Here is a 22,825-nt window from a genome sequence, read left to right as displayed (position 1 = left end):
GGGATCGGCGAGGGCAACCGGCGCCTCATGTATGACGTGGAACAGCTCATCGGCGGCGCCTGGGGTCCCGGCGCCGGAACGCGCCGGATGACCGTGGTGAACCCTGTGGACGGCGAGCCGGTCAGCGCCGTGCCGATCGCCTCCGGGGCCGACGTGGCGGCGGCGGTGAAGGCCGCCCGCGACGCCGCAGCCGGCTGGGCGCGGACGGCTCCGGTGGCCCGCGCGGCGGCCCTGCACGCGGCGGCGGACGCGGTGGAGGCGGCGGCGGACGAGCTCGCGCGGATCATGAGCGCGGAGATGGGCAAGCCCGCCGGCGGCGCGAAGGACTCGATCGGCGCGGGCGTCGGCACGCTGCGCCAGTACGCCGAACTCGGCCCCACCCACCGCGGCCGCAGCCTGGCCGGCAACGACGAGGCGATCGACCTGATGGCGTACGGCCCGCGCGGGGTCGTCGCCGTCATCACCCCGTGGAACGACCCGGTCGCGGTCTCCTGCGGCCTGCTCGGCGCCGCCCTGGTCACCGGCAACACGGTCGTCCACAAGCCCAGCGAGCGCACCCCCGCGACGGGGTGGCGGCTGGCGCGGCTCCTCGCCCCGCACTTCCCGGACGGCGTGTTCTCCCTGCTCAGCGGCGACGGTACGGTCGGCGCCGCGCTGGCGGGGTCGGAGGTGGACGTGGTGGCGCACGTCGGCTCGACCGCCACCGGCCGGGCGATCGCGGCGGCGTGCGCGCGCACCGGGGCGAAGGCGCTGCTGGAGAACGGCGGCAGCGACCCGCTGATCGTCGACGCCGATGTGGACCCCGCGTGGGCGGCACGGCAGGCGGCCCTCGGCGCGTTCGCCAACTCCGGCCAGATCTGCGTCGCGGTCGAACGCGTCTACGTGCACCGCGACGTCGCCGAGCCGTTCCTCGCGGCGCTGGCGCGGGAGGCCGGCACGTGGGCCGCCGAGCTCGGCCCGCTGGTCGACACCCGGCTGCGCGAGGGCGTGCACGCGCAGGTCAGCGCCGCGGTGGAGGCGGGCGCACGGGTGGTCGCCGGGGGCACCGTGCCGGACGGGCCGGGCGCTTTCTACCCGCCGACCGTGCTGGCCGGCTGCACCGACGACATGGCGGTGGTGCGTGAGGAGACCTTCGGTCCGGTCGCGCCGGTGGTCACGGTGGACTCGTTCGCCGAGGCGCTGGCGCGGGCGGCGGACTCGCCGTACGGGCTGGCCGCGACCGTGCTGACCGGCTCGATGAGCCACGCCCAGCAGGCCTGGCGCGAGCTGCCGGCCGGCACCGTCAAGATCAACGCGGTCTTCGGCGGCGCCCCGGGCGGCGCCGCCCACCCGCGGCGCGGCAGCGGCCAGGGCTTCGGGTACGGCCCGGAGCTGCTCGACGAGCTGACGGCGGCGAAGGCCGTCCACATCGAGGCGCCGCCGTCCGGCTGGTGACCGGCGTCAGCCGCCGAGAGTGACCAGATCCCGCTCGACGTCCCGGGGCAGCGGCCGCCGGTGCCCCAGGACCCAGGGCAGCATCCGCAGGGCGTCGGTGACCCCGCCGCGGTCCTCCCGCCAGCCGGCCGCCAGGGTGCGGCGCACGACCGCGGGTGGCCGCCGCAGCATCGCGGTCAGCACCCGGTTGCGCACCTCCTGACGGCGGCGGGCGCCGGCATCGCGGCCACCCGGCTGCGGGAGGTGCCGCACGGTGAGCGCCGGCGTGTACGCGAGGCGGTGACCGGCCGCGGCCAGGTCCATCGCGAGCAGCGCCTCCTCGCCGTACACCCGAAGCTCCGGCGCGAAGCCACCCGCCCGCAGGAACGCGTCCCGGCGGACCACGACCGCGCAGGCGAGAAAGCCCAGGATCGACGGCCCCGGCGCGTCGCCGGGCACGCCCAGCGGGGCGCCGGCCATGGCCCGGGAGGTCGGGTCCTCCCGGCCCTCCGGCCCGACCAGCACGCGGGCACAGACAAGAGCGGTCCTCGGGTACGCGTCCAGCAGCGCGGCCGCCCCCGCCAGCGAACCGGGCTCCCAGTACGAGTCGTCGTCGGCGAACGCCACGTACCTCGTGGCGGCCCGCTCGACGCCCACGTTGCGCGCCGCCGCACCCCGGTTCTCGCCGAGCCGCACCACGTCCACGCCGGGCCGGTCGTCCGGCCCGCCGTCGTCGGACCCGTTGTCCACGAGGATGACGGGCGCGGCGTGCCGCGGCAGCGTCTCCCGCAGCCGCTCACGCCGGTTCCGGGTGGCCACCACCACGGTCACGTCATCCGTCTCGGGCGCGGCGCGATCGATCCGGGTCGTCATGGCCCTCGCCTATACCCCGATCTTGCGAACCCTACCGGGGAAATCAGTCTCGCCGGCGTCGTGGCTACAGGGCCCGGATCCGGTCGCCCAGGTCCTTCTGGAAGAAGTCGATGAAGCCCTCCGGGTCCGGTCCCGCGTTCTGCAGCACGATGTGGTCGTACCCGGCCTCGACGTAGGTCCGGACCGCCTCCACGTACGGCTCGGGGTCGGGGCCGACGGCGAACTGCCCGCGGATGTCCTCCTCGCGTACGGTCGCCGAGGCGGCCTCGAAGTTGGCCGGATTGGGCAGCTCGCTCATCACCTTCCAACCGGTCAGGGCCCAGCGCGTGGTCCGCAGCGCCTCCCGCACCCCGGCCTCCTCGGTCGTCGCCCACGCCATCGGCACCTCGGCGTAGCGCGGCCCGTCACCGCCCGCCGCCCGGTACGCCTCCACCAGGTCGGTCCGCGGCTCGGTCGTGAACAGGCCGTCCCCCAGCTCGCCGGCCATGGCCGCGGCGTCCCTGCCCCCGGCGGCGACCGCGATGACGGGCAGCCGGTCCGGCAGATCGAACACCCGGGCGTCCTCCAGCCGCAGATGCTTACCCTCGTACGACCGGTAGCCGCCCTGCCACAGCAGCTTGATGATCTCCAGCGCCTCGCGCAGCAGCTCGTGCCGCCCCCGCACACTCGGGAACCCCTGCCCCACGACGTGCTCGTTGAGCCGCTCCCCCGCGCCGATCCCCAGCGTGAACCGGTCGTCCGACATGATCGCCAGCGTGGCGGCGGCCTGCGCGATGATCGCCGGGTGATACCGCACCGTCGGGCACGTGACCCCGGTCGCCAGCCCGATCCGCGACGTCCGCGCCGCGATCCCCCCGAGCACGGTCCACGCGAACGGCGAATGCCCCTGGACGTCCAGCCACGGATGGTAGTGATCGCTGATCTCGACGAAGTCGAACCCGGCCCGCTCGGCCTGCACGGCCTGAGCGATCAACTCCTTGGGCCCGAACCCCTCGGCCGCCAGCTTGTAACCGACCTTCATGCCCGCCCCCTCGTCATCACTGTCCGTATCGGTGCCCCGCCGCGCGGCCGTCAAACAACCGATTGATATAGGCTTCCATCGATGAGAGCCTTGCGTTTCGCCGCCGCTTCCGCCGTCGTCGCGGTGGTGTTCACCGCCGGGGCCGCCGTGCCGGTCGCCGCCGCCGCGCCGTCCTGCGCGCGCCCGTCCGGGGACGTCACCGTCGACGTGGACTTCGAGGGAACGACCTATCCCGTGCTGGCGCACGTGCCCGCCGGCCTGTCCCCGGCCCGCCGCGCCCCGCTGGTGCTCAACCTGCACGGCAGCAGCGGCAACGGCCCCGGCCAGATGGACTACAGCGGGCTCCGCCCGGTCGCCGACGACGAGGGCTTCATCGTCGCGGCCCCCAGCGGCGCGATCACCCTGCCGCAGGACCCGATGCCCCCGGACGGCAGCTGGGCGTGGAACGTGCCGGGCGTACCGACCACCGCCGGGCAGCTGCCCCCGCCGGACGCCCGCGACGACATCGCCTACCTCGGCCGGGTCATCGACGTCCTCGCCACCCGGCTCTGCACCGACCTTCGCCGCACCTACGCCACCGGCTACTCCGGCGGCGCCCGGATGTCGTCCGCCCTGGCCTGCCATCTCTCTGACCGGATCGCGGCCGTCGCCCCGGTCGCCGGGCTGCGCGCCGGCCGCCCCGACCCGGACGACGTGACCGTGCCCGAACTCGAGGACTGCCGCCCCACCCGGCCGGTGCCGGTGGTGACCTGGCACGGACAGCAGGACACGGTGAACCCGTACCCGGGCAGCACCGACCTGCGCTGGGGCTACGCGGTGCCCCTCGCGGCGCAGACCTGGGCACGCCTCAACGACTGCCGGACCGGCCCGACGCCGACGACCGTGACCGAGCACGTGACGCGGCTGGCGTACACGGACTGCCGCCGCGGCGCGACCGTCGTCCTCTACCGCATCAGCAACGGCGGCCACGTCTGGCCGGGAGCGACCGAGCCCGGTTCGGAGGTGGACGCCTCCCGCACCCTGTGGGACTTCGTCCAGCAGTTCCGCCTCCCGGCCGCCTGACTCACCGCGGGGGCTCCCCCCACGACGAGGGGATGTGCCATGTACTGACGCTGGTGGTGACCGATTCCGGAGGAGCCGCGGGATCGATCCGCTCGAGCAGGTCCGCCAATTCCGTCCACATCGCGGTGATGTCCGGCCACAGCGGCCCGATCTGCCCTCCCACACCGGAGCGCAGCATCACGCAACCGTGCAGCCTTCCGGCGCGGCAGTCGACGAACAAGGCGTCGCTGTCCTCGGAAACGGTGACCCATTCGTCCAGACGAGCCCAGGCGTCGGTCGTGGAACCCGCCGGATGGGCGCGAATCTCGGCGACCAGGTCGGCGTATTCCTGGTCCACCCCGGCCTCCCGGACGGCCAGCTCCCGCCCGCGCAGCAGATTGGCCACGGCTCCGCTCGTCGTGGCGGGATAGAAACCACCGGGAATGATGGAGGCCGTGCTGCCGGCGCCGGGTGTGACTCCGTCGGACCGCCGCCACCAGGCCGCCAGGTCAGGAGGGAGCCGCAGGCCGTGGGCCTCCTCCACGGCGGCGACGTCAGCGTCCGTGGCCGGCGGGGCGAGCCGCTTGCCCTGTGCGCCGGGTTGCGGCCAAGCCGCCCGCTATGGGAGGAATCCTCATGGCCGGCCGTCGCGGTTTCCGGTGATCCGGCGCGGCCTCGACCTCTAGCCCTAGAATGATCGTTATGTCCTTTTGGCTCGATCTGTCGGCGCCGCCGGGCGCAGAGGGGTCGCACCCCCCGGCCGGCGACCTCGCCCTCGCGCCGGCGGGGCCCACCGCGGACGGCTACCGGCGCATGGTGGCCGTGGGCAGCGACGTGGCCGGCCGCGTCAGCCACTGCCTCGCCGGCCCGGCGTGGCTCAGGCGCCGTTTCCCCGCCCGCAGCCACGTCCAGATCCACGCCTCGCCGGCCGCTGGCCCGGCGGCCGCGGTGGAGTACCTGCGGACCGAGCCCGGGCCGGACGGCGACGACGGCCCGTACGGTATCCACTGCGGTCTGGCGATCCCCGGAGCCTGGACGGTGACGCCCGGGGACGGGCTGCTCGGGCTGCGCCTGCTCCAGGCGGTGCTGCACGCCCTGCAGGTGGTCGGCGCGCACCACGGCATCGGCATGCCCTCGGCCGTGCGCCCCCAGGCCGACCCCGGCCTGGGGGACCCGTTCGGCCCGCCGCCGCGGCCCTCCTACGCCGCCGCCAACCCGGACCCGCCACACCTCGCCGGCTCGCCGGACCCCGGCCACCTGCTGCTCGCCGTGAAGGAACCCGCCCCGGCCACCCATCCCGTCCCGCCCCTCCCGCTCGTGACCCTCAGGGCCGAAACCGCCGGCCTCACCGCCGCCAGGCCGAAGAAACTGCAGACCGCGGTCACGACCGCCGAACACTGCCTGGACCTGTGGCGGCCCTTCATCGCGGCGGCCACGTCACGCCCGCTGCAGATCACCGTCACGGCAGCAGACACCCTCCGGTACGCCGTCGACAGCGCGGGCTTCCGCCTCCAGGTGCCGCAGAGCCTCCTCGACGCGCCACCCAGCCGCCTCGCGACCCGCATCCTCGAGATCGCGATCCCGGCGCTGGTGATGCACGCGGAGGACCACCCCCATCCCCAGCCGCCCGGCCTCCGGCCGGACCCGGACGCACCGCAGCCGGCAACCGACGACCCCGAACCCGGCCCCCACCTCGAAGACCTCCTCGACGGCCCCGACGCGGCCTCCTCACGCGCACGCGCGCTCGACGACTACCTGTCCGCGCACCTCGAAAACCCCGGCATCGCCGCCCACAGCACAGACACCACCCTCTCCCGGACCCTGGAACTCCTCCACCACGACCAGCCCGAAACCTGACACCGGCGCGCGGACGTTGTCCGGCGGGCGGCCCCGAGCGGGACTGCTCCGGTGGAGGAGCCGCTCGCTGGTCGGCCGGCCCACCATCGCGCACGCTACGGAGACGTACTGTTGCCGGCAGCGGGTCAGAACTCGCCCACTCCCGGATGTGCGCTGGACCCCTCGCGCCGGCGCACCGACGGTTCGACGCCGAAACCGGCGTGCCCGTAGCCGTCCTCGTCCCCACCACCGGCCGGGAACGGGCCGGTCCGCGCAGGACGGGAGTCCCCGGCGGCGCGGGTGCCGGCCGGGAACGGGCCGGTCCGCGCAGGACGGGAGTCCCCGGCGGCGCGGGTGCCGGCCGTACCTTCGCGGACCTGCATGCCGGCAGCGGCGAGCGTCACCCCACCCACCGAGGCCGCGACCAGCCCGACCACGACCCGCTGCACGAGGGTGCCCTCACCCCAGCCGGCCACAGTAACGACACCGGCGACGACAAGAACGGCCGCGACCAGGAAGAAGGCCCCGACAAGGAAGCTTCCGACGACGGCCGCGAACGCAACCCACGACCGACCCGCACGATGCTGGCGCTCCATCCACGAACGATAGTCAGCGCCCGCCCCGGCGAACAAGCTCCATATCGTACGGTTCCCTGACCCTCATCACTCCCGGTGCCGACCTGTCGCGGAACGGGTGCGTCAGCACGCGATCGTGGCTCGGCGCCGTGATGGCCAACACCACCGATGGCGCCCGACGTGAACGGTACTGACCATCACCGGCCAGTCGTGTCCGCCCACCGTCGACCCACTCCAGCAACACCCTTCGGCCCTCGTCGTCTCGGCGACCGTGAAGACCCCGCCGACAAGGTTCGGGCCGGCCCAGTTGAGCCCAGCGCAGCCGCGGTCGCATAGTGCGGTGCGGCTGTCCGGTCCGGCCAACGGGGCGGCGACAGTCCCGATCTTCAATGTTGACCGACGTCCCTACATTGGACTCGTGCATCCCCAGCATTCCCGGCCGCACGGCGATCAGCATCCGTACCAGCCGCCGCCTCCGCCGCCGGCGCAGCATCCGTACCAGCCGCCGCTCCCGCCACCGGCGCAGCATCCGTACCAGCCGCCACTCCCGCCACCCGCCCAACATCCGCATCGGCCCCCGCCCCTGCCCTCGACGCGGCGGAAGCCGGAGCCACACTGGCTGGAGCAGGATCTGGCCGGCATGCCGATCTGGGGTCACCTGCTGCTCGGCGCGCTGACCCTCGGGATCTACTTCCTCTTTCTCCCGCTCATCATCCTCTTCGACGCCGTCGCACGAGCGTGGGCCAAGGTCGTCGAATGGGTGCTGTCAGCGATCTTCAGCGCCGTCTACCGCACGCTGCAGGCACCGTTCCGGTTTCTCTGGCGCCACGTCAAGCGGTGGGTGAACCAGCCTTCGAACAGAACCTGAACACCAGCGCACCGCGCCTGCCAGCATCCCGTCGACGACGGCGATACCCCTCCCGCAAAGCATCCGGATCTGCCACGGAGAACCCACGATCCGCAGCTGCACAGCCAACTACGTGCGCCGACAGCGGCCGTCCGACACGCGGCGTAGGTCGTCGTAAGCGGGCCTATGCCGAGATGAGTGGACCGAGCCTCCTGCTGACAATTGCCTCGTGCGGCCTTTCAGTTGGTGCTTCGTCCGCTGCCGGTCAGGTCGACTTATTGTGTGTGGTCGGCGATGGCGGTGACGAGATCGGTCCAGAGTTCTCTCGGGCGGTCGTGTCCCATATCGGGTACTAGCATAAGCTTTGCGCCGGGGATGAGCTCGGGGTAGCGGCGTGACGCCCACACCAGCTCACGTTCGGCGGAGGAGATGTAGCCGTTGCGGTTGGCTGGTCTCGGGGTGAACAGGACTTGTTGAGCCTGCGGCGTGGACTGCCCCACCTCGGGTTCGCCGGTCGAGGACATCATGGATGTCAGCGTGCGGACTCGGGAAGGATGCTCGATCGCCATTCGTTGCGCGATCATGCCACCCATCGAGGCCCCGACAACGTGCGCGCGCTCGATTCCCACCGCCGTGAGCAGGTTGATGCCGTCGGTGGCCATGTCCGAGAGGGTGTAGGGAATCATTTTCTGAGCTGCCAGAATGTCACCGGCGCTGACCGTGCCGATGAACGCCATCAGGTCGACCGGGTACTGGTCCCATGTCGTGGACAGACCGCAGTCCCGATTGTCGTACCTGATCACATATCGGCCCTGTCCGGCGAGCATCTGGCACAGGTCTTCGTGCCAGGCGATCATCTGCGCTCCGAATCCCATGACAAGCAGCACCGCGGAATCGCGCGGGTTCCCGAACGTCTCGTAGGCGATCTGAACGTCTGAGGAAACGCTGGCTACCGGCACCCGATGATCATGCCAGCGCGACGCCGCGATCGCCGGGAATTTCGCCGCCACGTGGACGTGGACCGGTGCACTGTCAGGCCGCCGTCGGTGCGAGGCGTGCCGCTGATGTCTGCCACGTTCGGTATCGAAGCGACCGCGGTGCTTGGGTGAGGCGCTGCGCGGCGCCTGCTTCCGGGTCGGTGCGATCAACCTGAGGTCGGCGGCCGACGCCGGGCACGCGGACGGACGATGCGTTTGGCCAGGACGGGTTGACTTCGGCCGGCGCTCCGGCCGCGACGACAACCATTACAGTCGCACTCGTGAGCGTAGACCAGGTTCTTGTCAGGGTGTCCGATGCGTTCGGCGTACGCCGTGCCCGAACCGGATCGATCCTTGCCGATGACGGGACGATCTATCACGTCAAGTGGGATGACACCGGTGAGGAAGAGCGCGTCCGGCGAGCCGCCGACGTTCACGTCGCGACGAGGGGTTCGCTCCGGTTCCTGGCCCTGTCCGACACTCGGCTGTTCCATGCCGTCTTCGCCCAGGAGCCCCTCGCGGTGGTTCTCCACCTGCTGGCCGACTCGCCGGTCCCGCTGAAGGTTCGAGAGATTCGGGAGCATCTGATCGAGCTCGGGCTCCGGAACGAGACGTGGGCCCGGCACTGGCCCCGCGCGCTGGCGGTGCTGCCCAAGTGGCCAAATGTCGTCCGACGGCAGAAGGGCGACACCCTGGCCTACGCCTGGGTGGGCGACGATCTTCCCGATCTTCCGTGGGACGCCGAGTCCGAGCCGGAACCGGAGCGGGCTACCCCCGCGCCTGCGTCGAAGCCCGATCCTGGGTCCGCCAAGCCGGCCGCGGCGGCCGCGGCACCGGTCGAACCGGCGGTGCCGTCCGCTGAGCGCCTCCGGCGCCAGATGACCGCCGCGCGGAGCCTCAGCGAGGTCGCGCGCCTGCTCACGCTCCCGAGAGAGTTCGTGGCTGAGTTGTCACCGGAGGTGGTCGCCTCCGCTCTGCGCCGGGTCGCCGCCCAGGATCCGCTGGTCAGGGGATGGATCGACGCCCTGACCGCCTCCGGGCCGATCGGGGCGCTGACCGAGGAACTCGCGGCCGCCCGGGCGGCGAACGCCGCACTCCAGAGCCGGGTCGACGAACTGGAGGAGTGGTGGACGGCCCTCGAACAGAGCACCGATCCGGGCACCGCGATCGGTCAGCCGGGTAGCTGACAAGATGGGCGTGTTCTGAGCAGCGGCGAGCACGTAGAGGGCCATTTCGGAGAAGCCGCCCGCGGCGAGTGCCTGTCGGCGAATCTGAGCTACCACGACTCCGGGCTGAGACCGATGTTTCGGTGGCCGGGGCCGTAGGTGCCGTCCGGTGGAGGTTGTGTGTAGGAGCGCGCCGGCGAGTTGACTTGCGAGTCGCGGTCACAGGTCACGGACCGATGCTGGTTCTTCCCAGGAACCCTTGTCGTCGCTCTCATCCGGGAAGCGCTGTACCCGGCAAGCGCTTGCTCACCGGCCGGGACGCCAGCCTCGGCGCCTGGCAGAAGGTGATGCTGAACGCCGCGACGGTCGCTTAGAGCCTTTGCCGGCGGCGGGGCGAGGTAAGTGGGCGGTAAGCGGCACCTGCCCAGAATTGCGTGCGGCGGAGATGACTCGCCACACGCATCGAAGGGACATCATCGTGATGCTCACGTCGTCGCGGATCGGCCGGAGGCTGCTGCTTCTCCCGTTCGTCGTTCTGCTGGCCGGCGCCTGTGCGGGCCCGGATGAGGCGCTGCCGGCAGACGTCCGTTCGCTGGCACTCGGGGCCGACGACGCCGCCGTCCTGCGGCTCGCCGAGACGGTTCTGGTCGGTCGGTGTATGCGAGGTGCCGGGTTCGACTATCCCCTGGACCCGGTGGAGCTGCGGCAGGAGTTGGCCGCTCCCCCTCACCCGGCGGCCCTCGACTCCGCGTGGCCGGAGGACGACGAGAAACGCGCCGCTGCGGCCGGACCGGGCGCGGCCACGGAGTCACCCCCGGCTCCGACCAGGCTCGGCCGCTACGTCGAGGGGCTCGCTCCGGCTCGCCGCGAGGCGTTCGCCACCGCACTGTACGGCTATCCGGCGACCGGCCCGTGGGTGGAGGTGACGCTGCCCAGTGGCACCGTGCGGCAGAGCCGGGCCGGCTGCCGCAGCGAGGCGCTACGGCTGCTCTACGACGATCTCGACGCGTACGTGCGCGCACGGATCACCAAGGACAACATCAACCCGCTCGTCCAGGCCCGCGTCACCGCCGACCCGGCCTTCACCGCCGCCCAGGCCCGGTGGCGGACCTGCATGGCGAAACGGCACTGGGCCGTCGCCGACCCGGCCGAGCTCACCGCCCGCGTGGCCGAGGCCGGCGCGGCGCTTCCCCCCGATCAGCGGGCCGAGCGATCGCGGACCGCCGCCGTGGCCTCCGCCCGGTGCAACCGGCAGGCCGGGCTGTCGGCGACCGCGCGCCGCCTCACTCCGGCGGCCCAGCGACGGGTCCGCGCCGACCTGAGGGTCCCGCTCACCGATCTGTCCCGCCGGGAACAGGCCGCACTGCCGTACGCGCGCCGCCTGCTCGCCGGCGAGGACTCCTGAATTCCCGGGACCGTCCCGGGTGCACACCGGCACTACGAAGGAGCACCAACGATGAAACGCCTCCTGGCCGCCGCGCTCAGCTTCGCCGGCGCCGCCGCGACCATCGCGGTCGCGTCGCCCGCCCGGGCGGACCTCCCCCAGCAGTGCGATCCCGGGCAGTTCTGCGTCTACAACAACGTCAACTTCAAGAACGGCGTCTGGGGCACCGCCGGCAACGACGACAACTGGGGTGACAACTGGTTCAGCAACCGCTCGGACAAGGTCTTCAAGCACGACTCGTCCTGGTACAACCACGGCTACCTTTCCGGCCCGACCTTCGTGCGGGTGTACGACAACTACAACCGGACCGGCAGGATGACCATCTGCCTGCAAGCCGGCACCTACTTCGAGAGCAAGCCCGCGTCCAGCGACAAGGGCGTCTCGCACGGCTGGTACTACAACTGCTGATCGTCGGCGACACGCGGTGCGGGGGCATCCGGGGAGAGATGATCTCCCCGGATCGCCTCGGTCCGGGCACGTTCCGCCCCCTGACCTCAGGATTTCTGTACGCGGGATACGACCGTCAACGCAGAGTCTCTGCTGGAGCGGACCGGGCCGCTACACTCCGCCGCATGCCAATCCGTCCTCTGTGGTCCGCTAAACGTACGGCGATCGGGACGCTACTGCTGGTCTCGGCCACCGCAGGCTGCGGCTCCGAGGCGCCACCGACCTTCGTCGCCGCCGCACCCTCGGCGACCCCTTCCAGCGCTGCTTCCCCGTCGAGCATCGGCGACGCCGCGCCCTCCCCCACCGCGGGCAACACCCGCAAGGCCAAGCCCAGGACGTCGAAGAAATCGAAAGCGCCGAGTGGCGGCGGCACCGAGTTCCCGGGCTGCGCCGACGGCGACTGCAAGGTGGCCTTCTCGGGATCGGTCGAGTTCTCGCTCCGGGACTGGACGGTGTCGGCCTTCCTGGAGAACGGCGGCGTCAAGGCGCGACTGACCAAACCCAATGGCTGGGGCGGAGGTGGCGGCTACCTGGCAGGCCCGGGGTGCGCTCTGGAGATCCACGCCGACGGCGGCGCGAGGCTCGGGTGCGACAGAGCCCCGGCCAAACCCAAATCCGGAGGGTACGTCGTACAGCTGCTGAAGTTGGACGGGCGCGCAGCGACCATCCGGGCGACCCTCGGCTGAGCCCTGGTCCGAGTCCGGTGTTCCTTCGTGGACTTCGCGGTGGAGGCGCGACCCGGTGGCCCGCGCGCGACGCTCAGGAACCGCCGCTGCTGTTCCTTCGCGGTGCGATGAAGATGGCCCAGGCGGCCACCCCCAGGCACGAACCCAGCGCGATGCCCAGACCGACGTTGTCGAGAAGCCCTCCGCCGACGACGCCGAAGAGCGCGCCGAATGCGATCCAGATCGCGAGATTTCGCCAGATCCCTTGGCCGGCGGCGTCCGGGGGCGGGTTGTTGCTCGTCATCGCATCTCTCCCCGGACTCGGGCGGAAGCCGGCCATCACGGCGGGTGCGCACCACATTACCCCGACCTCAAGCTTCCCGGGACGCCGCCGCCGGCCGCGGCTTCCGGCACCGCAGACGTCGGCGCACCCTCGTCGAGAAGTCGGCCCACTTCAAGCAGCCTCATGATCCCGCATCGGTTCCTTCCGGCTGCCGATGACGTGCGCAAACGTGATGTCACTCCACACAGGATCAGATGCTCTCTAACGGTCGTCTCAGATTCGCTCGATACGAATTCGGCGTCGGATGAGCGAGACAACCCGCGTGCAGGAGGGTAGTGATGGCAGCCAACGCAGCGCCGTCGGGGCGGTTGAGGTGCCGAACGGGGACCGCATCACACAGACACCTGAAGAGAGACCTGACATGAAGCCCATGGGACGCCGCGGCTTCCTGGCCGCAGCCACGGCACTCGGCGTCGGTGCCGGCCTGTCCACGCATGCCATCGCCTCGGCGACTGACGACAACAAGGCGGTGGACGACAACGAGGCGGCGGACAAGACGACGGACATCGCCCTGCGAGACCGGGATCTGCCCTTCATCGGCACCGAGGAGACCTTCTCCACGCGTGAGTTGATGGTGCTGAACGACAGGCTGTTCCTCGAGGACACCGGACTTGCCGAGCTCGGCCCGCGCCGCATCGGCGCGATGGATGAGGCGGGGCTCAACGTGCAGATCCTCTCCGCGCATACGCCGGGCGTCCAGAACGTCCCGGGCAAGAAGGGCATCGACTTCGCGCGGCGCCTCAACAAGCTGCTGGTCGACGGGCCGATGGCCACGTATCCGGGGCGGTTCCAGGCATTCGCCACCTTGCCGCTGCAGAATCCGGAGGCCTCGGCGGACGAACTGGAGCGGGCGGTCCGGGAGGATGGCTTCCTCGGATGTCTGACCAACGGGATCATCGGGAAGAAGTTCCTCGACCATCCCGACTTCGAGCCCGTGCTGACGCGGGCCGAGGCCCTCGGCAAGCCGATCTACATCCATCCGGGCCTGCCGCCTGACGAGGTCTTCCAGATCTACTACAGCAACATGCGGCCGGAGTATCAGAAGGAGTTCCAGGACCAGGTTCTCAGCATCTCCGCATACGGATGGCACCAGGAAGTCGTCACCCAATGCGTCCGGATGATCACCTCGGGGGTCTTCGACAGGCACCCCCGGCTCCAGATCATCATCGGCCACATGGGCGAGGGCCTCCCGTTCTTCTACAAGCGCATCCTCGAGAAGATGAGCGAGGTGACCGAGAAGAGCCTGGACAAGCCGTTCGAGCAGTATCTCCAGGACAATTTCTGGTTCACCACCAGCGCGTTCCCCCAGACCGAACTGCTCGAACTGCTGCTGAGGTACTTCAGCGTGGATCGGGTGATGTTCGCCACCGACTACCCGTTCGCGGACATGAAGGTCCAGACCGACTGGTTCCGCGGCGTCGATCTGCCCCGCGAAGCCAAGGAGAAGATCGCGTACCGAAACGCCGAAAAACTGTTCGGAATGAAGGTCTGAGCATCTCGGCGCGTTATTGACGGCGAGCGCCTGCTGCGGAGCCCCGGCTCAAGGACGAATTGAGGTTCCCATCAAGACCGGAACGGGCGCAGTGACGTTTGGTCACCGCGCCCGTTCGTCGCTGGGCCGGTCAGGAGCGGGCGTCCGCGACCGCCTGCCTGCTCTGGTCCTTGGCGTCCTGGGCCGAGGACCGGGCCTGCTGCCGGGTCGTCTGGGCGGCGTCCTGGGCGGTCTCCTTGAGCTGGCCGGCGGCCTGCTGCACGGTGCCCGTGACGTCGTCCTTCAGTTCGGCCGCTACGTCCTTGACCTTGTCGGTCAGGTCGCCGCTGTGTTCCTTGAGTTGTTCGCCGGCGCGCTTCTCCGCGTCGGTGACCGGGATCAGGGTGGCGGCCAGCATGCCGACGCCGAAGGCGATGATGCCGGCGGCGAGGGGGTTGCCCTGGGCCTGCTGGGTCACGGCCTGTGGGGCGCCGCGGACCGAGTCGGCGACGCTGTGGGCCGCGTCCGACGTCTTGCCGGCGACGGTGTGGGCGGCGTCGGAGGCCTTGTCGCCCAGCTGCGATGCCTTGTCCTGGACCGTGCCGGCGGCGGACTGCACCGAGCCGGCCGCGGAATGCATCGTGCCGGCCGCCGAGTGCGCGGCGCCCGAGGTGGCGTGCCGGGCGTGTTCGGAGGATCCCATGACCTTCTCCTTCACCGAGGTCCAGCGGCGCTTGGCCACCTGCCTCGGGCTCGTCTTCTCGGCGAGCAGGTCCACGTCCCGCGTGAGCGAGGCCCGCGTCTGCTCGATCTCCTGCCTCAGCCGGTCGGGTTCTTCAGCCATTGGGCGTCCTCCTTGAGCGTGTCGACGGTGCGGTGCGGCACGGGGTCGACGGTCTTGAGCTTCTTGCGCCCGTTGGCGAAGAGAACGGCGCCGGCGATGCCCCAGATGACCGCGACGATGAGCGCGGCCCAGCCGAGATCCATCACGTTGCCCAGCGCGAACACCAGGGCGAAACTGAGCAGCACGGTCGCCAGGTAGCCGGCGAAGGCGGCGACGCCGAGGAACCCGGCGGCCTTGCCGGCCTTCGTGGCCTCCTGCTTCATCTCGACCTTGGCCAGCTCCACCTCCTGGCGGAACAGCTGGGAGAGGTCGTTGCTGATGTTGCCGATCAGCTCGCCGACGGAGGTCGCCGACACCTCCTCGGCGTGGTCCGGACCGGCCCGGTACGGCGCGGTCACCGGATACCGCCCGGATACTCCTCTTCCACGACGAGGGGGGTGCCCGTACCGGTGGAGGCGTACTCGGTGCCGTTCGTGGTGTACCCGGTCGACGGCTCGGCGTAGGTGCCCCCGGTGGTGGTCGCCGCGGTGGTGTCGTAGCCGGCGGCATAGGTGCCGCCGGTGCCGTACGCGGCGCCGGAGTCGGCGCCCGAGACGAACGAGTCGGTCTGCGGCTTGCCGGCCGTGTCGTCGGCCTTCATCACGCCCTTGCCGAGGCGCCCGACGACGAAGCCGGCGGCCAGCGCGGTGGCGAGGAAGGCGCCGGGGCGGCGGCGGGCGAAGTCCTGCACCTCGCGCAGGACGCCGTCGGGGCCGTTGCGGTCGAGGTAGTCGGCCATCTGCCGGCCGCCGTCGGCGATCCGGGAGACGACGGCCGCGGCGGGCGAGTCCTGCCGGTCGCCGCGCATCTCGTCGAGCTGGTCCGCGACCTGGCGGATGTTGCCGACGAGCTTGTCGTTCTGGCTCCGGGCCTGGCCGCCGACCCTGTCGCGGACCTCGGAGGCGACGGTGCGCGCCTGGGCCTTCGCCTCGGCGCCGACCCGCTGGGCCTGCTCCTTGGCGGTGTCCTTCACCTCGCCGGCGGCCTGGCCGGCGGCGTGCGCGCTCTCCCCCGCGACCTGCTTGGCCTGCTCCTTGGCACCGGCCGCGGACGACGAGCCGCCCGGCGCGGACGACGTGCCGCCCGAAGCCGACGACGTGCCGCCCGAAGCGGACGAGCCGCCCGCAGCGATCGACGAGTCCGTCGTGCTGCCGAAGGCGCGGTCGTCCCCGGTGGTCACACCGGTCGGGGCCGGGTAGGTCTCCGTCACCGGCTGCACCGGCACCTCGCCGTATCCCGTCGTGCCGTCCGGTGCGCGGGCGCCCGTGTAGGGGTCACTCATCGCTACCTCCATCGTGGTTCGTCCGTTGGTGCGTCCCCCATCGCCTACCCGCTGGAGGGGGTGACCGAACACGATCCGGCCCGGACAAAAAATCGAATTCTCCCTGCATAGATCACCTTTCGCAGGGTACGCACGAGGGCCGGCACTTCTCCTACAGCGCCCATCGGTTTACCATATTGACCGCCGTCACCGAGCGGAACCGAGGAGCCTCGCCGATGGACGATCTGCTGCACGAGAGCACCTACGACGGCCTCCGGTTGCGCCAGTGGCTGGCCGGGAGGGCGCGCGGCTTCTCCCGGCGTGATCTCCTCAAGCTGACCGCGGCGGCGGGCATCGCCGCGGCACCCGCACCCGCGGCATCGGCATCGGCATCGGCCGCAGCCGCCGCGGCCGGGCCGATCCTCAAGCCGCTGCCGCCCGAGCTCTTCACCGTTCTCGGCACCAACGCCGAGATGCGCTGGCCGGCCATGGCGGGCCAGGACTACCTCGTGCCGGTCGACCGCTTCTTCGTCCGCAACCACACCCGCACCCCGGTCATCGACGCGGCCGCGTGGCGGCTGCACCTCACCGGCGCCGGCCTGCGGCACGGGCCGGTCGCACTCTCGTACGCGGAGCTGGTCGACCTGCCCTCGCACACCGTGACCACCCCCGTCGAGTGCGCGGGCAACGGCCGCAGCTTCTTCACCACGCAGCAGGGCCAGCCGGTGTCCGGCACCGCCTGGCAGCTCGGCGCGATCGGCGTGGCCCGCTGGCGCGGCGTCCGGCTGTCCACCGTCCTGCGCCGCGCCGGCCTCACCCGGCACGCCGTCGACGTGCTGCCCAGCGGCCTGGACGACCACTTCGTCAGCGGCGGCGCCGACCTCGGTCCGGTGCGCCGGCCCCTGCCCGTCCGCAAGGCCCTGCACGACGTGCTGCTCGCGTACGAGATGAACGGGGAACCGCTGCCGCCCGACCACGGCTTCCCGGTGCGGCTGATCGTGCCGCACTGGATCGGCATCGCCTCGATCAAGTGGGTGGGCAGCATCGAGGTGGCCGACGAGCCGCTGTTCTCGCCGTGGAACACGCAGTTCTACCGGCTCTTCGGGCCGGGCTACCCGGCGGACGGGCAGCCGTTCGACCGGCAGGTGATCAAGAGCGCGTTCGAGCTGGACCGCGAGGCGTCGCTGCCGGCCGGGCGGCCGGTGCGCCTGCGGGGGCGGTCGTGGTCGGCGGCGGGCCGGATCCGGCACGTCGAGGTCAGCACCGACGGCGGGGGTCACTGGCGGCGGGCGCGGCCGGTCGGCGGCAGCGAGGGCGGCGCCTGGCAGCGCTGGGAGCTCGACTGGCGGCCGGCGGCGGGGCGCCACGAGCTGCTGGCGCGGGCCACGGACGTGCACGGCAACACCCAGCCGGACGTGACCGCGCCGAACGACCTCGGCTACCTCTTCGACGCGGTGGTGCGCCACCCGGTGGTGGTCGCCTGACGGTCCTGGCCGTGCCAGGTCCGCCAGAGGGACGCGTACGCGCCCCCCGCGGCGACCAGTTCGTCGTGGGTGCCCAGCTCCACCAGCCGCCCCGCCTCCAGCACCGCGACCCGGTCGGCGTCGTGCGCGGTCTGCAGCCGGTGCGCGACGGCGATGACCGTACGGTCGTGCAGCACCGCCGCCAGCGCCCGTTCCGCGTTCCGGGCGGTCGCCGGGTCGAGAAGCGCCGTCGCCTCGTCCAGCACCACCGTGTGCGGGTCCGCCAGCACCACCCGGGCGAGGGCGAGCTGCTGGGCCCGGGCGCCGTCGAGGGCCACGCCCGCGCCGCCCAGCGGGGTGTCCAGGCCCAGCGGCAGCTCGTCCACCCAGTCCGCGCCGACCACCGCCAGCGCCGCCCGCAGCTGCTCGTCGGTCGCGTCCGGCGCGGCCAGGGTCAGGTTGTCGCGGACCGCGTCGCGGAAGACGTGGTGCTCCTGGCTCACCAGCACCACCTGGCGGCGCAGCAGGTCCGGGGGCAGGTCGGCGATCGGCACCCCGCCCACCGTCACCGTGCCGCCGCGCGGCCGGTCCACCCCGGCGAGCAACCGGCCCAGCGTCGACTTGCCCGCGCCGGAACGGCCGACCACGGCGAGCCGCTCCCCCGGGCGTACGGTCAGGTCCACGCCCCGCAGCACGTCGCGGCCGCCGTCGTAGGCGTACCGGACGCCCCGCACCTCGATCCGGTCGTTCGCCGGCGGCGGACCCGGCACGGTGACCGCCGCCGGGATCGCCGCCAGTCCCTCGACCCGGGCGAACGACGCGCCGCTGCTCTGCAGCTGCTCCAGCCAGATCAGGATGGCGTCCAGCGGCACCGCGAGCTGCCGCAGGTAGAGCGCCGACGCGGCGACCGCGCCGAGGCTCAGCCGCCCGTCGACGTAGAGGGCGCCGCCGATCAGCAGCACCGCCACCACCGGCACGACGTAGGAGACGTCGACCGCCGGGAAGAGCACGCTGCGCAGGAACAACGTCCGCAGGCGGGTGCGGCGGGCCCGGGTGGTCGCGTCCCGCACGACCGCCACGCGGCGTTCGCGCAACCCGAACGCCTCCACCGTACGGGCACCCGCGATCGTCGAGGCCAGCTCGTCGGCGAGGGCCGAGCCGGCGGCACCCTCCCGCAGGTACGCCTGGCGGGCCCGGCGCAGGTACCAGCGCGTCGCGACCGGGATGCCCGCGAGGCAGAGCACCGCCACCGCGCCCAGCAGCGGGTCCAGCACGAACACCGCGACCAGCACGAACAGGGCCTGACCGGCGGCGATCAGCACCTCCGGCACCGCGTCGCGCAGGGTGGTGGCGACCGTGCCGACGTCCGCCGTGCCCCGGGTGGCGAGGTCGCCGGCCGGCACCCGTTCCACCACGGCGGCCGGCAGGGCGAGGGTGCGGTCGAGGAACCGCTCCCGGACGCGGGCCGCCGTCCGCTCCCCGAACCGGTAGCCGACCGCGAGCGCCGTACGCGCCAGCACGATCTGCGCGACCGTGCACACCAGGATGCCGCCGGCGAGCCGGTCCACCGTGGCCGGCGAGGCGTCGCCCGCGGCGACCGTGTCGACGATCCGGCCCAGCAGCCACGGGCCGCCCAGTCCCGCGACCGCCGCGAGGGCGTTGAGCAGCACCATCGCCGCGACGGTCCGCTTCTCGGCGCGCAGCAGGCCGGCGGCGGCCCGGCGGACGTGCGCGGTCCCGGCGACCGGCAGCGTCGTCATCGCAGCGCTCCGGCCGGCGCGTCCTCGCCGACGGCGCGGGTGACCAGCGCCCGGTAGCCCGGCTGGGTGGCGAGCAGTTCCCGGTGCGTGCCGGTGGCCGCGACCCGGCCGCCGACCAGGTAGTGCACGACGTCGGCGCGTTCCAGCAGCGCGGGCGACGTGGTGGTGACGAGGGTGGCGCGGCCGGCCCGGGCGGCGCGGAGGCGCTGGGCGACGGCCGCCTCGGTGTGCGCGTCGACGGCCGACGTCGGCTCGACGGCGAGCAGGATCTCCGGGTCGGCGTGCAGCGCCCGGGCGAGGCGGATGCGCTGGCGCTGGCCGCCGGAGAGGTTGCCGCCCTGGGTGTCGAGGACCGCGGCGGTGCCGCCGGGCAGGCCGTCCACGATGTCGCCGGCCGCGGCGGCGGCCAGGGCGCGGGCCACGGCGGCGTCGTCGACCGCGGCCCGGCCCGCGACGATCTCCCCGAGGGTGCCCGTGAACAGGTACGCGTCGTTGTCGGCGACCAGGATGCGGTCCCGGACGGCGATCCCGGCGACCGGCGTGCCGCCCCAGACGGCGGCGGTCGGCCCGTAGCGGCCGAGCCGGTCGACCACGGCGGCCGCGTCGACGGGGCGGGCGGTGGCGAGCGCCGTGAACAGGCCGGGCGCGACGACCACACCGGACTCCGGATCGCACAGCGGCGCCGGCCCGTCCGGTCCCCGGCCGGGCGGCACCGGGTCGGCGGGCAGCCGCAGGAACTCGAGGATGCGCCGGCCGGCGACCAGGGCTCGGCCGACGTCGAAGCCGCCCTCGATGACGAACGCCACGGGCACGACGAGCATGGCCGCGTACCCCCAGACCGCGACCAGCTCGCCGACGGTGATCGTGCCCTGGGCGGCCATCCGGGCGGCCAGCCACGTGACGACCGCGAGGAACAGGGCGGGCAGTCCGACGCCGAGGGCCTGGATCCAGCTCGTCACCGCGCCGACCCGGTAGCCCTCGTCGACCACCAGGCGCGAGTCGCGGCGGTAGCGGCCGGCGTACGCCTGCTTGCCGCCGAGGCCGTTGAGGATGCGCAGCCCCGCGACGATGTCGACGAGCCGGTCGGCCAGGGCACCCTGATGCGCCCGGTACCGGGCCCCGGCGCGTTGCAGCCGGCGCAGCATCGGCCCGACGACCAGCGCCAGCACGGGCACGCCGGCCAGCACCACCACGGCCAGCAGCGGCGAGATCCGCAGCAGGAGGACGGCGACCACCCCGTACGCGACCGCGGCGCCCAGCCCGGGGCCGGTGACGGTGAGGGCCTGGGCGAGCACCCACACGTCGGCGACGCCGATGGTGACGACCTCACCCGCGCCGATCCGCCGGGGCAGGGCGGCGCCGAGCCGGGTGGCGTGGGCGATCACCGCGCGGATCGTGCGGAAGCCGCCGTCCAGCCGGATCTTGGTCATGGTGCGGTGCCGCAGGATCGCCAGCAACGCGTTGACCAGGCCCACCGCGAGCAGCGCGGCGACCCACCCGGCGAGCACGTCCAGGTCGCGGCGGCGCAGGCCCAGATCAACGGCCTGGGAGAGCAGGTACGGCGGGAGCGTCAGCCCGACCATCCACGACGACCCGAGCAGCGCCCCGGCCGCGATCCGGCGCTTCTGCCGGCACAGCAGCCACCACAGGTAGCGCAGCGGACCCCGCACGTCGTTGACCGCGAGTCCCGCTTCCGTCACCCCTTGCACCCTAGGGCTCCGCGATCATCTCCGGGAGCCCCTAATTCCCGCACCTCAGGTGCCGGGTTAGTCTCCGGGCGTGAACCACTACACGCCGCCGTTGATCAGCGCCGAACGGGTCGTCGGCGGTCGCCCGTACGACTTCTCGCGGCGGGTGGCGATCATGGCGATCGTGAACCGCACCCCCGACTCGTTCCACGACCGGGGCCGCACCTTCGCCCTCGACCGGGCCACCGAGGCGGTACGCGCGGCCGCCGACGCCGGCGCCGACTGGATCGACATCGGCGGCGTGCCGTTCGCCCCGGGGCCGGAGGTGACCGCCGCCGAGGAGCTCGACCGGGTGCTGCCGGTGGTCGAGGCGGCCCAGGGCCGGGCGGTGGTGTCGGTGGACACGTACCGGCCCGAGGTGGCGAGCGAGGTGATCAAGGCGGGCGCGGGTGTCATCAACGACACGTCGGGGCTGCGTGACCCGGCGATGGCCGACGTGGTGGCGGGCACGGACGCCGCCCTGGTGATCACGCACAGCCTGGCGGCGCCGCGGACGCCGTACCCGGCCCCCGCCTACGGCGACGTGACGGCGGAGGTGACGGACTTCCTGCGCCGGCGCGTGCGGCTCGCCCTGGACCGCGGCGTACGGCCGGAGCAGCTCATCATCGATCCCGGCCACGACCTGAACAAGAACACCCGGCACACCCTCGAGGTGACCCGGCGGCTGCGCGAGGTCGCGGAGCTCGGCCACCCGTTGCTGGCGGCGGTGAGCAACAAGGACTTCATCGGCGAGACCCTGGACGTGCCGCAGCGCGAGCGCCTGGCCGGCACCCTGGCGGCGGTGGTCTTCTGCGTCCTCCAGGGCGCCCGCATCGTCCGCGTGCACGACGTGCGGCCCGCCGTGGAGGCCGTCCGCATGACCGAGGCGATGCTGGGCTGGCGCGAGCCGGCGTACACCCGCCACAACATGCCGGCACCGGGCTAGCGGGCCCGGTCACGCCGGCGGGTGGTCGCCGGCGTCCGCCATCCGCTCGCCGTCGAGGGCGCGGAGCGAGTCGAGGGCGACCGCGGTGAGAACGCCGCGGCCGACACCGGCGCGGCCGAGCAGCTCCATCCCGCGGGTGACGGCGACGAAGTACATCGCCAGGGACTGCACGTTCGCGTCGTCCGGGAGGTCGCCGTTCTCCCGGGCATGCTCCAGGCATCCGGCGTAGACCTCGGCGAGCTGTTCGATGCCGGCCCTCGTGACCGTCGACAGGGGATCCTGCTCGCCGGTCGATTCGACCAGCGCCCGCGTGGTGAGCGAGACCCGCCGGTCGCTGCCGCTGAACTCGATCGCCAGCAGGAGCATGTGGCCCCGGATCCGCTCCAGCGGCGAGGCGTCGTCGTGCCCGAGCGCTTCCGAGACGGCACGCGTCGCCTCCTCCCGGTCCTCCGAGAGCGCCCGGAGGAACAACTCCCGCTTGCCGCCGAACGCGTTGTACAGGCTCTGTTTCCCCAGGCCGGTCGCCCGCACCAGGTCGTCCAGGGTCGCGGCGGCGAGACCGTGCACGGCGAACACCTCGCCGGCGCTGCTGACGACATCACTCTCGAGGAACTTCCGGGGACGGGCCACGTCAGTGAGAATACGTTATTGTCCATCCAGTCAATA

22 protein-coding genes and 1 pseudogene are annotated in these 22,825 nt (G+C 72.5%); 11 read left to right on the top strand and 12 right to left on the bottom strand.

Going from position 1 to position 22,825, the window contains the following annotated elements; translation table 11 throughout:
- The first annotated feature begins 27 nt into the window (after positions 1-27).
- Positions 28-1,434: an aldehyde dehydrogenase family protein gene (locus tag CLV70_RS06560; protein WP_106125629.1), complete on the top strand. Its 1,407-nt coding sequence runs from the start codon at positions 28-30 to the stop codon at positions 1,432-1,434.
- A gap of 6 nt (positions 1,435-1,440) precedes the next feature.
- On the opposite strand, the gene CLV70_RS06555 is transcribed toward CLV70_RS06560, so the two are convergent.
- Complete coding sequence (locus CLV70_RS06555; protein WP_106125437.1) at positions 1,441-2,286, bottom strand: glycosyltransferase family 2 protein; 846 nt, start codon at positions 2,284-2,286, stop codon at positions 1,441-1,443.
- A 64-nt stretch (positions 2,287-2,350) separates the two neighbouring features.
- Complete coding sequence (locus CLV70_RS06550; protein ID WP_106125436.1) at positions 2,351-3,307, bottom strand: TIGR03557 family F420-dependent LLM class oxidoreductase; 957 nt, start codon at positions 3,305-3,307, stop codon at positions 2,351-2,353.
- 81 nt (positions 3,308-3,388) lie between these two features.
- Here CLV70_RS06550 and CLV70_RS06545 point away from each other — a divergent pair, with 81 nt between their 5' ends.
- Positions 3,389-4,369 carry a CE1 family esterase gene (locus CLV70_RS06545; RefSeq protein ID WP_146163984.1) on the top strand — a complete coding sequence of 327 codons (981 nt, stop codon included), beginning with the start codon at positions 3,389-3,391 and terminating at the stop codon, positions 4,367-4,369.
- Position 4,370: 1 nt separating this feature from the next.
- Here the strand turns inward: CLV70_RS06545 and CLV70_RS06540 are convergent.
- Positions 4,371-4,907: pseudogene (locus tag CLV70_RS06540) on the bottom strand (SMI1/KNR4 family protein); the annotation flags it as partial.
- 143 nt (positions 4,908-5,050) lie between these two features.
- Here CLV70_RS06540 and CLV70_RS06535 point away from each other — a divergent pair.
- A complete protein-coding gene (locus tag CLV70_RS06535; protein WP_106125433.1) occupies positions 5,051-6,205 on the top strand; it encodes a hypothetical protein in 1,155 nt (384 codons plus the stop codon).
- A gap of 125 nt (positions 6,206-6,330) precedes the next feature.
- Here CLV70_RS06535 and CLV70_RS06530 read toward each other — a convergent pair whose 3' ends face one another.
- On the bottom strand, positions 6,331-6,780 hold the full coding sequence (locus tag CLV70_RS06530; protein ID WP_146163982.1) for a hypothetical protein: 450 nt from the start codon (positions 6,778-6,780) through the stop codon (positions 6,331-6,333).
- Between the two features lie 619 nt (positions 6,781-7,399).
- Here CLV70_RS06530 and CLV70_RS06520 point away from each other — a divergent pair.
- Entirely contained in the window at positions 7,400-7,627 is a 228-nt protein-coding gene (locus CLV70_RS06520; protein WP_106125430.1) for a hypothetical protein, read from the top strand.
- Between the two features lie 254 nt (positions 7,628-7,881).
- Here CLV70_RS06520 and CLV70_RS06515 read toward each other — a convergent pair whose 3' ends face one another.
- Positions 7,882-8,616: an alpha/beta fold hydrolase gene (locus tag CLV70_RS06515; RefSeq protein WP_245908064.1), complete on the bottom strand. Its 735-nt coding sequence runs from the start codon at positions 8,614-8,616 to the stop codon at positions 7,882-7,884.
- 197 nt (positions 8,617-8,813) lie between these two features.
- On the opposite strand from CLV70_RS06515, the gene CLV70_RS38990 reads away from it, so the two are divergent.
- The 4 genes from CLV70_RS38990 to CLV70_RS38985 all read left to right on the top strand — a co-directional run bounded on the left by CLV70_RS38990 (position 8,814) and on the right by CLV70_RS38985 (position 12,326).
- Positions 8,814-9,770 carry a hypothetical protein gene (locus CLV70_RS38990; protein ID WP_146163981.1) on the top strand — a complete coding sequence of 319 codons (957 nt, stop codon included), beginning with the start codon at positions 8,814-8,816 and terminating at the stop codon, positions 9,768-9,770.
- A 457-nt stretch (positions 9,771-10,227) separates the two neighbouring features.
- Positions 10,228-11,154, top strand: a complete 927-nt coding sequence (locus CLV70_RS06505) for a DUF2268 domain-containing putative Zn-dependent protease (protein ID WP_146163980.1) — start codon at positions 10,228-10,230, stop codon at positions 11,152-11,154.
- A gap of 51 nt (positions 11,155-11,205) precedes the next feature.
- The gene (locus CLV70_RS06500; RefSeq protein WP_106125428.1) at positions 11,206-11,601 is read left to right on the top strand and encodes a peptidase inhibitor family I36 protein; all 396 of its coding nucleotides are present in this window, start codon (positions 11,206-11,208) and stop codon (positions 11,599-11,601) included.
- 164 nt (positions 11,602-11,765) lie between these two features.
- Positions 11,766-12,326, top strand: a complete 561-nt coding sequence (locus tag CLV70_RS38985; protein ID WP_146163979.1) for a hypothetical protein — start codon at positions 11,766-11,768, stop codon at positions 12,324-12,326.
- 73 nt (positions 12,327-12,399) lie between these two features.
- Here the strand turns inward: CLV70_RS38985 and CLV70_RS06490 are convergent, their stop codons facing one another.
- Positions 12,400-12,609, bottom strand: a complete 210-nt coding sequence (locus CLV70_RS06490; RefSeq protein ID WP_106125426.1) for a hypothetical protein — start codon at positions 12,607-12,609, stop codon at positions 12,400-12,402.
- A 283-nt stretch (positions 12,610-12,892) separates the two neighbouring features.
- Between CLV70_RS06490 and CLV70_RS06485 the strand changes: the two genes are divergently transcribed.
- Positions 12,893-14,140 carry an amidohydrolase family protein gene (locus CLV70_RS06485; protein ID WP_211303655.1) on the top strand — a complete coding sequence of 416 codons (1,248 nt, stop codon included), beginning with the start codon at positions 12,893-12,895 and terminating at the stop codon, positions 14,138-14,140.
- Between the two features lie 130 nt (positions 14,141-14,270).
- On the opposite strand, the gene CLV70_RS06480 is transcribed toward CLV70_RS06485, so the two are convergent.
- Genes CLV70_RS06480 through CLV70_RS06470 form a run of 3 tightly spaced genes read right to left on the bottom strand, consistent with a single transcriptional unit; the run spans position 14,271 to position 16,284 of the window.
- The gene (locus tag CLV70_RS06480; protein ID WP_106125424.1) at positions 14,271-14,963 is read right to left on the bottom strand and encodes a DUF3618 domain-containing protein; all 693 of its coding nucleotides are present in this window, start codon (positions 14,961-14,963) and stop codon (positions 14,271-14,273) included.
- A complete protein-coding gene (locus CLV70_RS06475; protein ID WP_106125423.1) occupies positions 14,939-15,361 on the bottom strand; it encodes a phage holin family protein in 423 nt (140 codons plus the stop codon). Before CLV70_RS06475 ends, CLV70_RS06480 begins: the two co-directional genes overlap by 25 nt.
- Entirely contained in the window at positions 15,358-16,284 is a 927-nt protein-coding gene (locus CLV70_RS06470) for a hypothetical protein (RefSeq protein ID WP_106125422.1), read from the bottom strand. The genes CLV70_RS06475 and CLV70_RS06470 overlap by 4 nt, the downstream gene beginning before the upstream one ends.
- A 215-nt stretch (positions 16,285-16,499) precedes the next feature.
- Between CLV70_RS06470 and CLV70_RS06465 the strand changes: the two genes are divergently transcribed.
- A complete protein-coding gene (locus tag CLV70_RS06465; protein ID WP_106125421.1) occupies positions 16,500-17,747 on the top strand; it encodes a sulfite oxidase in 1,248 nt (415 codons plus the stop codon).
- On the opposite strand, the gene CLV70_RS06460 is transcribed toward CLV70_RS06465, so the two are convergent.
- A complete protein-coding gene (locus CLV70_RS06460) occupies positions 17,702-19,486 on the bottom strand; it encodes an ABC transporter ATP-binding protein (protein ID WP_106125420.1) in 1,785 nt (594 codons plus the stop codon). The two genes, CLV70_RS06465 and CLV70_RS06460, sit on opposite strands and share 46 nt — an antisense overlap.
- Positions 19,483-21,102, bottom strand: a complete 1,620-nt coding sequence (locus CLV70_RS06455; RefSeq protein ID WP_211303672.1) for an ABC transporter transmembrane domain-containing protein — start codon at positions 21,100-21,102, stop codon at positions 19,483-19,485. The genes CLV70_RS06460 and CLV70_RS06455 overlap by 4 nt, the downstream gene beginning before the upstream one ends.
- 163 nt (positions 21,103-21,265) lie before the next feature.
- Between CLV70_RS06455 and folP the strand changes: the two genes are divergently transcribed.
- Complete coding sequence (gene folP / locus CLV70_RS06450) at positions 21,266-22,159, top strand: dihydropteroate synthase (protein WP_245908063.1); 894 nt, start codon at positions 21,266-21,268, stop codon at positions 22,157-22,159.
- 9 nt (positions 22,160-22,168) lie between these two features.
- Here the strand turns inward: folP and CLV70_RS06445 are convergent, their stop codons facing one another.
- Complete coding sequence (locus tag CLV70_RS06445) at positions 22,169-22,789, bottom strand: TetR/AcrR family transcriptional regulator (RefSeq protein ID WP_106125419.1); 621 nt, start codon at positions 22,787-22,789, stop codon at positions 22,169-22,171.
- Positions 22,790-22,825 lie beyond the last annotated feature (36 nt).

The sequence above is a fragment of the Pseudosporangium ferrugineum genome, from assembly GCF_003002065.1.
Lineage (GTDB): Bacteria > Actinomycetota > Actinomycetes > Mycobacteriales > Micromonosporaceae > Actinoplanes > Actinoplanes ferrugineus_A.
This window is presented reverse-complemented; position numbering and strand designations above follow the sequence as displayed.